Annotated in this window: 10 protein-coding genes and 1 pseudogene; 4 read left to right on the top strand and 7 right to left on the bottom strand. The window is 38.9% G+C overall.

Annotated elements, in window-relative coordinates:
- The first annotated feature begins 75 nt into the window (after positions 1 to 75).
- Complete coding sequence (locus tag A5N88_RS04470; protein ID WP_066263555.1) at positions 76 to 1446, top strand: aldehyde dehydrogenase; 1371 nt, start codon at positions 76 to 78, stop codon at positions 1444 to 1446.
- Positions 1447 to 1670: 224 nt separating this feature from the next.
- Positions 1671 to 2510 (top strand): STAS domain-containing protein, encoded by an 840-nt coding sequence (locus tag A5N88_RS04465; protein WP_066263552.1) that lies wholly within the window; start codon positions 1671 to 1673, stop codon positions 2508 to 2510.
- A 114-nt stretch (positions 2511 to 2624) separates the two neighbouring features.
- On the opposite strand, the gene A5N88_RS04460 is transcribed toward A5N88_RS04465, so the two are convergent.
- From A5N88_RS04460 to A5N88_RS25730, 7 genes and pseudogenes are all read right to left on the bottom strand, one after another.
- Positions 2625 to 3848: a threonine synthase gene (locus A5N88_RS04460; RefSeq protein ID WP_066263550.1), complete on the bottom strand. Its 1224-nt coding sequence runs from the start codon at positions 3846 to 3848 to the stop codon at positions 2625 to 2627.
- 848 nt (positions 3849 to 4696) lie between these two features.
- Positions 4697 to 5890, bottom strand: a complete 1194-nt coding sequence (locus tag A5N88_RS04455) for an iron-containing alcohol dehydrogenase (protein WP_066263549.1) — start codon at positions 5888 to 5890, stop codon at positions 4697 to 4699.
- A 172-nt stretch (positions 5891 to 6062) separates the two neighbouring features.
- Complete coding sequence (locus A5N88_RS04450; RefSeq protein WP_066270239.1) at positions 6063 to 6950, bottom strand: R2-like ligand-binding oxidase; 888 nt, start codon at positions 6948 to 6950, stop codon at positions 6063 to 6065.
- Positions 6951 to 7210: 260 nt separating this feature from the next.
- Complete coding sequence (gene thrB / locus A5N88_RS04445; RefSeq protein WP_232317521.1) at positions 7211 to 8146, bottom strand: homoserine kinase; 936 nt, start codon at positions 8144 to 8146, stop codon at positions 7211 to 7213.
- The gene (gene thrC / locus A5N88_RS04440; protein ID WP_066263548.1) at positions 8143 to 9204 is read right to left on the bottom strand and encodes a threonine synthase; all 1062 of its coding nucleotides are present in this window, start codon (positions 9202 to 9204) and stop codon (positions 8143 to 8145) included. The genes thrB and thrC overlap by 4 nt, the downstream gene beginning before the upstream one ends.
- Complete coding sequence (locus A5N88_RS04435) at positions 9204 to 10499, bottom strand: homoserine dehydrogenase (RefSeq protein ID WP_066263546.1); 1296 nt, start codon at positions 10497 to 10499, stop codon at positions 9204 to 9206. The genes thrC and A5N88_RS04435 overlap by 1 nt, the downstream gene beginning before the upstream one ends.
- Before the next feature lie 296 nt (positions 10500 to 10795).
- A pseudogene (locus A5N88_RS25730) lies at positions 10796 to 11030 on the bottom strand (Tn3 family transposase); the annotation flags it as partial.
- A 252-nt stretch (positions 11031 to 11282) separates the two neighbouring features.
- On the opposite strand from A5N88_RS25730, the gene A5N88_RS04430 reads away from it, so the two are divergent.
- Positions 11283 to 11513 (top strand): hypothetical protein, encoded by a 231-nt coding sequence (locus A5N88_RS04430; protein ID WP_066263544.1) that lies wholly within the window; start codon positions 11283 to 11285, stop codon positions 11511 to 11513.
- Positions 11514 to 11697: 184 nt separating this feature from the next.
- Positions 11698 to 12354 (top strand): HAD family hydrolase, encoded by a 657-nt coding sequence (locus A5N88_RS04425; protein WP_066263543.1) that lies wholly within the window; start codon positions 11698 to 11700, stop codon positions 12352 to 12354.
- Positions 12355 to 12389 lie beyond the last annotated feature (35 nt).

Here is a 12389-nt window from a genome sequence, read left to right as displayed (position 1 = left end):
GTATAAATCTTCATAAACCTAGTAAAATACCTTTAATAATCATATTCGTTTTCTAAATGTAAACTGGAGGTCAGTATGGAAAACTACCATTCACTGGTTAAACGGCAAAAAGCCTTCTTCCAATCTAATCAAACAAAGGATCTTTCCTTTCGTATGGCTGCTTTGCAAAGCTTAAGGACGTCTATTCAAACGAATGAGTCCGAGCTTATGGCAGCGCTAAAATCAGATTTAAATAAGTCAGAGTTTGATGCTTATTCAACTGAAATTGGTGTTGTCCTGGAAGAAATCCGCTTTACACTGTCCCGGCTGCGTTCATGGGTTAAACCCAAAAAAGTCAGGACACCGCTTACTCACACTGGATCGAAAGGGTTTATTTATCCAGAACCATACGGAATAGCTTTCATTATTTCACCATGGAATTATCCTTTTCAGTTGGCTGCTGCTCCACTTATTGGTGCTATAGCAGCGGGAAATTGTGCAATTATAAAACCGTCGGAATTAACGCCGAATACCTCCGAAATTTTTGCAAAGCTGATTAAGGAAATATTTCCAGAGGATTATATTGCTGTAGTTGAAGGGGGTATCGATACAAGCGAAGCTTTGTTGCAGGAAGACATGGATTACATTTTTTTTACAGGGAGCGTCCCTGTAGGAAAAATCATTATGGAAGCAGCTTCTCGAAATTTAACACCCCTTACCCTTGAACTGGGTGGAAAAAGTCCATGTATTATACACGAGGATGCTAAAATAAAACTGGCTGCTAAGCGGATTGCCTGGGGGAAATTTATGAATGCAGGTCAAACCTGTATTGCCCCTGACTACTTATATCTCCACGGTAGGATCAAGGATGTGTTTTTACGCCATCTTAAGGAAGCGATTAAAGAATTATATGGTGTACGGCCTCTTGAAAATCCAAACTTCACCAGGATCGTTAGTGAAAAACATTTTCAAAGACTTTGTTCCTTTTTATCCAATGGGGACATCTATTCTGGCGGGAAAACAAAAAGGGACAAATTGCTGATAGAACCGACCGTTTTAACAGATATCACCTGGGACGACCCTGTCATGGAGGAAGAAATATTTGGCCCGATTCTTCCAGTTCTAGTTTATACAGAGCTTCCTGAGGTAATAGAAGGCATTCGTAATCATCCAAATCCGCTTTCTCTTTATTTATTTTCAGAAGACAAAAGGGTTCAAAAGGAAATTCTTGAGAGTGTTTCTTTTGGGGGAGGCTGCATGAATGATACGGTTTATCATTTTGCATCTCCATACCTGCCCTTTGGAGGCGTAGGGGCCAGCGGAATGGGAGCCTATCATGGGAAGGGTAGCTTCGATACCTTTTCCCATCAAAAAAGCGTCTTGAAGCAAACCACGTCGTTTGATATCCCCTTCCGATATCCAAATATAAAAAACGGTTTACAGAAAATCAAACGCTTCTTAAAATAATCATTCATTTATTTCCATCGTCTATAATACTCAGCTGTATTGAATGAAGTTTGGATCATCATTTCCATATAGGGATTTTTACTTTGCAAAAGAGTTTGTAGACTATCTTTTTACATTCTCTTTATCTGGTATATTTTTAAAGCATCATTGTATTAATCTGCATTTCTCCCTAAAATAATATGAAAAAGTTTCATCTACTAGTGGATTACGGAGGGAGATCATTCATGAGACAGGAGCTATTGTACATTGGGAAAAAAATAGTAGAAAATCAAGTTCAAATTGCCGGGAAGCTAATTGATTTTCAAAATGTACATTACAAGCACATTTTAGAACATTCAGATGAAAGCTATGAGCAGTTGATCGAATGGCGTGCGGAATTAATTCAGGCACTAGGAAAATCTCTGTTTGGCGACTCAGAAGAAGTTCGCAAGGAAATTCATCAATGGGCAGAAAAAACAGGAGACTTTTCTATCCGAAATCAAATCCCTTTAAGCGATACTCTTAGAGCATTAACCTGTTACCGCTCTGTCATTTGGGAAGTATTTACCGAGGAATTAGAAAAGCGTGCATTCCAAGCCATTACCATGCTTCACGTAGGGAAAATCATCGATCCACTGCTGGACGAGATCAGTAATATTTTTGGTTTGATGTGGGAGCAGCATACGAATAAATTGATGGATAATGCCTATTCAGCCTTGGATGAAATATCTGTTCCCCTTGTACCTGTGGATGAAGGCGTTGCTATCATTCCTGTTGTAGGAAACATAGATGAGCGGAGAGCACAGCTCATTTTGGAGAATTCTCTGGAAAAAAGCCAAAACTTTGAAGTAGATCACTTAATTATGGACATATCAGGAGTCCCGACAATAAATGAAGCAGTTGCTGATAAGCTTATTAACATAACAAAAGCTCTTTCATTAACAGGTATACAGGCTCATTTAACTGGAATTAGGCCAGAAATCGCACAGACCCTTGCCAGTCTGAACATTCCGTTCCATGACCTTAAAACCTCGGGCAGCTTAAGGCAGGCATTGCACAAAATTAGAAATAGACAGGGGCTCTAAAAAACAAAAAGCTGACCATTGAGTTCAGCTTTTTATTTTATATTTTTTTCTTATATTAAAAGCTTTCAGATTAAGTTATCACATATCTTTCTCCACACTTGGTTACACCCATATTTACAATTCAAGAGAAATTTGTATCCGGTCCTCTGGCTGGAGAATAGGAACCTGTCTCTGGACTGTATTGGGATATTTTATCCCGGCTCCCGTGTTAAGTGCTACAACGCAATCATCTTTTTTTATCCAGCCCGTTTCTCTTAGTCGTCTAGCAGCCACAAAGGCAGATGCTCCTTCAGGACAGATAAAAGCTCCTTCATAGGTTGCGATTTTCTTTTGTTCTTCCAGTATTTCTTCATCATCTATGGAAATCGCACAGCCTTTTGTTTGATATAAGGCTTCTAGTACCAGGAAATCTCCCAGTGCCTTGGGAACATTTATTCCGAAAGCAATCGTTTCAGAATCAGGCCAGAATTCTGAAGAAGCCTTACCTTCTTCCCAGGCCTTTACGATGGGGGCACAGCCTTTTGCTTGAACAGCCACCAGCCTTGGGAGCTCTCCCTCCACCCAACCAAGACTTTTTAATTCATTTAATGCTTTATATATACCGATAAGACCGACTCCTCCCCCAGTTGGATAAAGAATGACATCCGGCATTTTCCACCCCAATTGCTCAGCAATTTCAATACCCATGGTCTTCTTGCCTTCAATACGATATGGTTCTTTTAATGTCGAGGCATCATATAACCCTTTTTCCTCTATCACCCTGGCAACAATTTTTCCTGCGTCGCTTATGAGCCCGTCTACCAGATATAGCTTGGAGTCTGCTGCTATGCATTCATTCCTTGTGATGGCAGGAGCATCAACAGGCATGACGATAGTGCACTGTATACCAGCTCTGGCAGAATACAATGCCCATGCCGCACCAGCATTTCCGTTTGTTGGCATAGCCAGTTCTTTTACCCCAAGCTCCTTTGCTTTGGATACACCAACTGCAGCACCGCGAGCTTTAAATGTCCCTGTAGGTATAATTCCTTCATCCTTCATAAAAAGCTGAGGGATAAACATATCCTTGCCGATAAACGGCATGCTGACTAAGGGGGTCATTCCTTCTCCCAATGTTACGACATTGGAGGGGTTTTGAACCGGGAGCAATTCGTGGTATCTCCAAAGATCTGAGCTTCTTGTTAATAGATCTTCCCGTTTTATCTGTTTCTTCATTTTTTCAAGGTTATATTTCACCAACAGCGGAGAGCCGCAAGAACACAATTGGTGCTTTTCATCTGGAAAATATTCAGCTTGACACTTGGGACAGGCAAGGTGAGAAATAAAACTGTATGCCATTTAATACATCCTCCTTAATAGGAATACAATGATTTTTAATAGTATACCAAATTAATAGGAATAATAAGAATTAATTCGATCGAATAATCAGTTTTTTATTCAGGGAAAACGCTAATCGATAGGCGCTGGAGCCTTAATAATATTATTCAATAAAAAAACCTGCCATTTCAACAAGCAGGCTGTCCTAAGTATTTTTACACTTTAGCATATTCTTTTGTTACTTCTTATCCTTGGTCATCAATCGTATCTTTAATAATATCAACTGTAACGGTTTTTTCATTGTACATAACATCAACAAGTGGGTGTGATAAGTGGACGATTACTGATTCTACTCCCTCCCCCAGCAGATTTCATCTATTGCTTTTACACAATGACTGCAGAACATGCCGCTAACTTTGAATTAATATAAAAAGTACCGTGAAATTTTGTTAGCGGTGATTTCTGTGTGATCCAGACAGGCTCCAAAGTTAGCCCTTTACTTTCTATTATCAGTAAAGCAGAAAAAATGACTGAAATTACTTTAAAACTCCATTGCTCAGGGCCGAGGAAAAAACCACTGGAGGATTGGATATCTACAGATGATGGTCAATCGCAATATTGGATTAACGTTTGATACTCGGTTATAGTGAGTTGTTAATCTTTTAGAAGGCTTCTGGGATTCAGATAGGTTAGCTACCGTACGTGAACATGTCTGCAGCTTATTGAAAAGGCAGCTATGCAGCTGCCTTTTCATTCTAGCTTTTTGAATCTGTTTAACCTTAAATGCAAACTGTGTACGGAGCGGAGTTAAACTGCAGGATGAACGGAACACTCTTCCAGAAACAGCATTACCTTCCGTTTCTCACTTCCTATGAAGGGACAACCTTTTGTCCAATCGTTTCAATGAGCTGAGTGGACATTGGAAAATTGATCGCTGAAGGGTCTGCGGCTACTGCAGCGGATGCTTTTTTTAATGATTCTTCAGGGATTTTATAATTCGAAAAATCCTCCGGCAGCCCGGTTAAAAGCCTTAATTGGCGGATTTTTTCAATGGAACGATGAAGAAGCGTTTTCTGATCGGCTCCTGCTGTATGAATGGCTAATGCTTCTGCCAGCTGTCCTGCCTTTTTTATATACAAATCAGGTAAGTGCTCCATCACCACAGGCAGAAAGACGGCATTGGCCAATCCATGAGGAATCCGGAATAAGGCCCCATACGCATGGGCAAAATTATGAACTGGAATGGCATGTAATGCAAAGCTAAATGCTGTTATTCCCATTAAGCTTGCTTGGAGCATTTCCATTCTCGCCTCAAGATTTGTACCGTCATTTACCGCTATCACAAGATTCTTCTCAATTAATCGAATCGCTTGCAATGCATATGCATCAGTATGAGAAGTAGCATTTGGAGAAGCTAAAGCTTCGATTGCGTGAGTCAATGCATCCATCCCTGTAAATGCTGTTATGAAAGGCGGCAGGCCCACTGTTAATTCCGGATCCAAAACCGCTATATCTGAACTGATAAAAGGATTGATGATATTTGCCTTGACCTTAAGATCTTCATTATAGATAACTGCAATAGGCGATACCTCGGAACCCGTTCCTGCCGTTGTAGGAATGGAAATATGGGGTATGCCCATTGCCTTTGCATGTGGAAAGGTTTCTGCAAGAAATCCTCTTGAAATGGATTCCTTTATATCATCCAGTCCTTTGAACAATGAATATTTAACTCCCTTTACGGTATCCAGCACACTTCCTCCGCCTACAGCAAGAAGCGCATCAGCACCTTGTTTTCTTGCATATTGTACAGCAGCATTTACACAGCTGCTTTCTGCATCCTGAGAAATATCTAAATAAATCCCGGCAAGTTCTGGTCCGCTTCCCTCCTGCTTCATTGTAAAAGCCTCTTCAACCATTTGGACAATCCCTGCTTTGTCCAGTCCTCTGTCGCTAAAAAGGACAACTCTTGTTGCTCCCATGCCTCTAAATAGCTCTGGAATAAGCCCTCGTGAATTTACTCCTGCATGAATGGCTGTACGCAGCCAGAAACTTGATTGTTTCATTTTTGATTCAACCCTCTCCCTATTCGAATTGGACTTGAATTAGACAAAGGCTGCAAAAAAATTGTTGTTTTTCTTACAATGAATCAACCCGTTTTTTATTGTCGACTAAAATAACTAACGGATACGTTGGTGTTAGCAGGAATTTCACAATTCAAGCTAAGTGGTGAGTAGTTCAAACGATATCAAAATCCTTCATTTGCTGTTTATAGATTTCATCTATTTTTTTGCTTTTTGCTCTTGCCAAAATTTCCATGCGGACGGAGAGCTGTCTCATTGTAAAATTCATGGTTTGTTTAAAACCGTCTTCCTTGCCAAAAGGATTATCCTCTGTCTTGCCTTCTTGATTAAGCTTTATTGCAAGTGGTGCCAATTGTTCCATTTTCTTTGCCACTATATCAAAAATATGTGGATGTTCACTTATTAAACGCTGTAAAAGAAAGGTTCCATATGCGATATGGCGTGACTCGTCTCTTTTTAAATAGCCTATACCCTTTAATAAAGACGGCATCTTACCCGTTTCTTCAAGTGATTGATAGAATCCAAAGTATCCTGTCTCAGCAAGGACTCCTTCTACAAACATATTATATACAGTAGAAGCCTCAGCTATAGCCTCAGGCGAGTGGTCTTTTTCCAAACGCTCCATTGATGCCGGCAGTATTTCATTAAAAATAGTATTGTAGGTATCACTGTGATAGCGGGTAAGATCTCCATTTTCACCTAATGCATTCAAGACAATCCTGAAAAACTCCGTATGCTTTGCTTCTTCAAACAAGAATGTAGTCAAAAACATCTCCTCTTCAAGACGGCCTTCTTTTGCAATGACCATCATAAGAGGGAGCAAATCCCTGGTTACAGCTTCTTCGCCACCCTGGAATTGAGAAATCAGTTTCAATATTTGCTCCTTTTGCTCCTCGTTAAAGGTTTCCCAGTCCTTTACGTCCTGAGTAAAATCCAAATCAGCTGGATTCCACACACCCAACTTTTTTGCTTTTTGATAAAGCTTATAAGGGAGGCTCTCTTCAGCCAGTCCTTTACTGCTTGTCGTTTGAATCATTCTCATTTCCAATCATTTCCTCCTTTATTAGCAATTGGCCCGTACAGTATGCTAACAATCTATCAGAGGGAGTATTTGTAAGGGCTTCCAATATATTATATTATGAAAAAAATAAGATTAAAATGACTATAATGATAGGAAGGAATTATTAAGCTGCTGCTGTCTGCCTAAAATCGTAAAAAGTATCATAAAGACAAACACGTAAAAAGGAGAGGCAGCTATTTGCCCTCCCCTTCTTTTCATTCATTCTGGGAAAAATACGGATTTTATATGACGGCAGGACCGGATAACTGATATCCTTCCTTTACTACTCTTACACCATGATTGTCAATACTCAGCTTTAGAACATTAAAGCCGGAAAACGATGCCGTTAATCCATTAACAATTCCATCACATAAACCCTTTTCACTAAAGCATACAATGGTAGGTCCAGACCCGCTTAAGGCAGCACCAAAAGCACCCAGTCTCAAGGCTTCTTCCTGAACAATCGGGAAATGCGGTACAAGATTAGAGCGGTAAGGCTGGTGAAAACAATCGTTTTTCATCATTTTACCCGCTACTTCCCAGTTACCTGTCACGAGAGCTGCAACAAGTGTGTTGGAAACAGCAGATGCTTTGACAGCTTGCGAGAAATTCATCTGGGCAGGCAATACTCCTCTTGCACTTTGTGTAAATAGCTCGGTTTGAGGAACCACAGCAATCACTTCGAAATTAAGGTTCTCAACCTTTATGATGTCTACACTTTGTTCCAATTGGCTCCCCACCACAAGCCCTCCTAAAAGGGAAGCACCTGCATTATCCGGATGGCCCTCTAATTCAGTTGCCATTTCAAGCTTTTGCTTTGTGCTTAATTGAAGGTTAGCCATATGATTCGCTAGTTCAATTCCTGCAACAATGGCAGCAGCACTTGATCCTAACCCTTTGGCTAGTGGAATGTGACTGAGGATTTTAATGCTGCAAGGCGGCAAATCTCCATTAAATTGTTTGGCTGTACGAAAAGCCGTCTGACAGATAAAATGCTGTTCATCTGTTGGCAGATCCCCTAATTCCTTTTCAAATGAAATTACTTTCCATTTATCGCTTTTTTCCACCTCTATGGTCAAATACAAGTCCAGTGCGAGTCCCAGTGAATCGAAGCCTGGGCCAAGATTTGCAGTACTGGCAGGAACCTTAATAGTATATTTTTCACACCCATGCATCATATCCGAACCACATCCCTGATATAATCCGCTACAGCTCCTTCGCGATTAGGTAAAACAACGGGAGCGATTCGGCTGTTTTCGATTGCAGTTACCGGATCCTTTAAACCATTCCCTGTTAAAACGGCAACGATTTTGCTGCCCTGTCTTATTTCACCGCTCACAACCTGCTTGTAAATACCCGCGATTGGTGTACAAGAAGCAGGCTCTGCAAAGATTCCTTCGTTTCTTGCAATCATGCGGTATGCATCAAGAATTTCTTCATCGCTGACGGCTGCAATCCTTCCATTAGACTGTTCCAATGCCTCTACAGCCAGATTCCAGCTTGCAGGGTTTCCAATTCGTATAGCAGTTGCAATGGTCTCAGGGCACTCGAAAACTTTCCCTTTTACAAGAGGTGAAGCACCCTCCGCTTGAAAACCATGCATGGAGGGAAGGGCAGTCCCTTTATGTTTATGATATTCTTTAAATCCCATCCAATAAGCACTTATATTCCCTGCATTTCCAACAGGAAGAGCCACAATATCAGGAGCATCACCAAGTTCATCACAAATCTCAAAAGCAGCCGTTTTTTGACCTTGGAGACGGTATGGATTCACTGAGTTCACCAATGTAATAGGCTCCGTTTCGCTTAAGTTTCTTACCATTTGCAGAGCTTGGTCAAAATTCCCTTCAATTGAAAGAATGTTTGCACCATACATAGCTGCCTGGGCCAGTTTCCCAGCTGCAATTTTCCCTTCTGGTATAATGACAATTGACCGAATTCCTGAACGCGCTGCATATGCAGCTGCAGAGGCGGATGTATTGCCGGTTGATGCACAAATGATGGTCTGAGTCCCTGCTTCTAAAGCTTTTGCAACAGCCATTACCATTCCTCGATCTTTGAAAGACCCTGTAGGATTCACTCCCTCCGTTTTTACGTATAGCTCCACTCCCCATTCTTTTGAGAGCTTCTCTAACTTTATGAGAGGCGTATTTCCTTCATTTAGGGATAGTAAGGGAGTATGTTCATTTACAGGTAGATAGTTTCGATACTTTAACAGGATTCCTTTTGCAATCATTATCTTCCTCCTCCTTCTACCCGATAAATGCTTTTTATTTCCTTGATTTTTTCTAAACCTTCAAGATTCTTTATAATATCTTCATAGTCTTTTAGTGATGTTTGATGAGTAACAAGAATGATTTCAGCCAGACCGGACTCTTTTAGAGGTAGCTGGAGAATTTTTTCAAAGCTTGCTCTGTGCTGTGCAAATATTGCAGTTATATTTGAAAATACGCCTACTTCATCTTTCACGTGCAAACGAAAATAATATTTAGAATAAATAGATTCTTTCGGTTTTAACTGTTTCGTATATTGAGGAGTCAATAAATTTCTCCCGCTGACTCCAAGACGCATGTTTTTTAAGACACAGACCAAATCAGATACAACAGCGGTGGCTGTAGGCAAACTACCGGCACCTGGGCCATAGAACATCGTTTCGCCTACCGCTTCACCATAGACATAAACCGCATTAAATTCATTCTGAACAGAAGCCAGCGGATGAGAATCTATTAAAAGCGTTGGCTGAACACTTACTTCCACTTTTTCATTATCACGATGTGCTGTACCAATTAGTTTCATGGTGTATCCCAGCTGTTTTCCATACTTAATATCTTCCTCTGTGATGGAGGAGATTCCTTTAACCAAAACATCATCTAAATCTATGTTCATAGAAAAGCCCAGAGAAGCCAGGATGGCCATCTTTCTCGCAGCATCCAATCCTTCTACATCTGAGGTAGGGTCTGCTTCAGCAAAACCGAGGCTTTGAGCTTCTTTTAAGACCTGATCATAGGGAGAACCCTCCTGGCTCATTTTTGTCAGGATAAAATTTGTTGTACCGTTCACAATCCCCATAATTTTGGTTAGCTTATCTGAGGACAGCCCATCAGCAAGACTTCTAATAATAGGAATTCCTCCGCCTACACTTGCTTCGTAGTATAAGTCACAGCCATTTTCAGAAGCAGCTGCTAAAAGCTCTGACCCATAGAGAGCCATTAAATCTTTGTTAGCCGTTACAACATTTTTCCCTTTTCTTAATGCTTCCAATAAGTAGGCTTTTGTATCTTCTACTCCCCCCATGACTTCTATAATGACGTCAATGGTTGGATCATTAAGAATTTCTTCTGGATTTATCGTTAATGTAGCTGCATCCACTCCAACGTCTCTGCTTTTGGAAGGATTTTGTACAAGAATTTTCTTTACCTTTACTGGACAGCCTACTTGATGAATCAATGTGTCCTGATGATTTTCAATTATTTTTACAACCCCGGATCCCACTGTCCCTAAACCTAATAATCCAATTGATATGCTATCCACTAAAAGTCCCCCCGCCAGTTTGTATTCCCAGAAAGAACAACTGTACTTTCTTTGTAGACATTATATGGCTGTAATATCAATTATGCAATAGGCCTTTTAATAGATATAATGTTATGTAAACGCTTAATAGCTTGGTATAATTAAGTTTTTTTAGAAAAATTTTTTTCATTATTTTCTAAATTCATGAATGCTTCATTGGAAACTGCTCGTTTTTCACCTCAGTTTCAGCTGATCCGAAAGGGAGACCGCCAACTTTTGGTGAAATTTCTACGCTAAGGAATTTGGTAAGTTTTTTTTCAATCTTTATTTAACGATCTAAATTTATATTCTCCTAGGAAATTAATATGTTCCCATCTTAAGGAAGAGACGTGTAGAAGTAACTCTTCTTTTAAAACCCTTTTTTCTGAAACTCTTTTGTTACGTCACTTAAATATACAGTGTTCAATACCCTTATCGCATTATTTATAATATTTAATGTACTAGCTTTTGTAACTGATCTTGAATCCCGCGTTCTCTGAACTCACCACGTTTATCTTCCGATAAGATGCTAAACTAAGGCGAAGTTATAATTTACAAAAATGGGAAGTTTTCGGTTCTTTCTATTTAGAAGGGAATTGGATATTTATGTTAATGCAGAAGTAATATTAGTAGATTTACACTTAAACTAAAGATTCAGGTTAATGCAATAAGGATTTAATACCAAAAAAAGATAATATATCCAATAAAAAATCAAAATATGTTAATGTTTAGATATAGGTTTTATAAAGGGGGCTCTAACTAATAATGAAACGATTAATCACAATTATACTTACCTTATTTGTTTTATTAGGCTTAATTTACGGCATTACTCACTATACTCACACGAAATTTATTGATTATTCATTTTTTATTGGAATTGCAGTCACTGTTATTATTGGTTTTTTTACTTCAAAGGGAGGAGGGTTTTGGAGTAAAAATGTAGATATGATAGCCCAAGCAAACATCGGGATACAAGGTGGAAGAACAAAAATCTGAGTTTTTACCGAATGTTGCCTTTCTTACTTCCTTGGTTTATACAATTATTTGCCTTGCAGCATTGTTATTACAATACAGAAGTTATTTCTAAAGTTAAAATGATCCCCGTATTTGAAAGCTTGAAGGTGTGAACTAAAGATTAATGCAAGAGAGGCTGTGAAGTAGTTTGAGAGGTTATAAAGCAATGCTATTTGATTTAGATGATACCTTACTTAATAGGAATAAGGCAGTAGAGAAAATGTTTTTAATTATTTTAGAAAAGTGTTATGAGGATGTTAAACATTCAGTCAAAAAAGAAATGTTGCAAAAATTTAAGGAATACGATCATAGAAGCTATGGCTATAGTGATAAAATAAAGGTTTTGGAATCATTTTTTGATGAATTTCCACCAAAATATAGATTGCCACGTAATCACATTCAAGATTTTTGGAATAATAATTTTCCTCATTGTTTTTCTATAAACCAAAATACTATGAATATCGTAAATACTATAAAGATGAATGTTAAAGTTGCAATTATTACAAACGGCACAACTCAGAGACAAAAAGCTAAAATAATGAACACTAATTTAAATAGATGTTTTGATATAATAATTATTTCTGAAGAAGTGGGATTTAGTAAACCTGACAAACGCATATTTGAATTAGCATTAAATAAGCTAAATGTGCATCCGGAAGCGGCATTATTCGTTGGAGATGACATAGAAAAGGACATTGGTGGTTGTCAAAATGCAAATATAAAGGGCATATGGTTCAATCCTCATAAAATTAAGAATGATACCGAAATAATCCCCTATGCCGAGATCAATTCTTTTGATAGATTATTAAGTTATCTTACATAATAAGAATAATCAAAAATAGTTTTACTTCACAATAT

This window comes from Heyndrickxia acidicola (assembly GCF_001636425.1).
Classification (GTDB): domain Bacteria; phylum Bacillota; class Bacilli; order Bacillales; family Bacillaceae_C; genus Bacillus_AE; species Bacillus_AE acidicola.
This window is presented reverse-complemented; position numbering and strand designations above follow the sequence as displayed.

What these genes read in the sequence shown, in the direction of transcription:
- A5N88_RS04470 (WP_066263555.1), top strand. Translation starts at nt 76, where the DNA reads ATGGAAAACTACCATTCACTGGTTAAACGGCAAAAAGCCTTCTTCCAA.
- A5N88_RS04465 (WP_066263552.1), top strand. Translation starts at nt 1,671, where the DNA reads ATGAGACAGGAGCTATTGTACATTGGGAAAAAAATAGTAGAAAATCAA.
- A5N88_RS04460 (WP_066263550.1), bottom strand. Translation starts at nt 3,848, where the DNA reads ATGGCATACAGTTTTATTTCTCACCTTGCCTGTCCCAAGTGTCAAGCT.
- A5N88_RS04455 (WP_066263549.1), bottom strand. Translation starts at nt 5,890, where the DNA reads ATGAAACAATCAAGTTTCTGGCTGCGTACAGCCATTCATGCAGGAGTA.
- A5N88_RS04450 (WP_066270239.1), bottom strand. Translation starts at nt 6,950, where the DNA reads ATGAGAATGATTCAAACGACAAGCAGTAAAGGACTGGCTGAAGAGAGC.
- thrB (WP_232317521.1), bottom strand. Translation starts at nt 8,146, where the DNA reads ATGATGCATGGGTGTGAAAAATATACTATTAAGGTTCCTGCCAGTACT.
- thrC (WP_066263548.1), bottom strand. Translation starts at nt 9,204, where the DNA reads ATGATTGCAAAAGGAATCCTGTTAAAGTATCGAAACTATCTACCTGTA.
- A5N88_RS04430 (WP_066263544.1), top strand. Translation starts at nt 11,283, where the DNA reads ATGAAACGATTAATCACAATTATACTTACCTTATTTGTTTTATTAGGC.
- A5N88_RS04425 (WP_066263543.1), top strand. Translation starts at nt 11,698, where the DNA reads ATGCTATTTGATTTAGATGATACCTTACTTAATAGGAATAAGGCAGTA.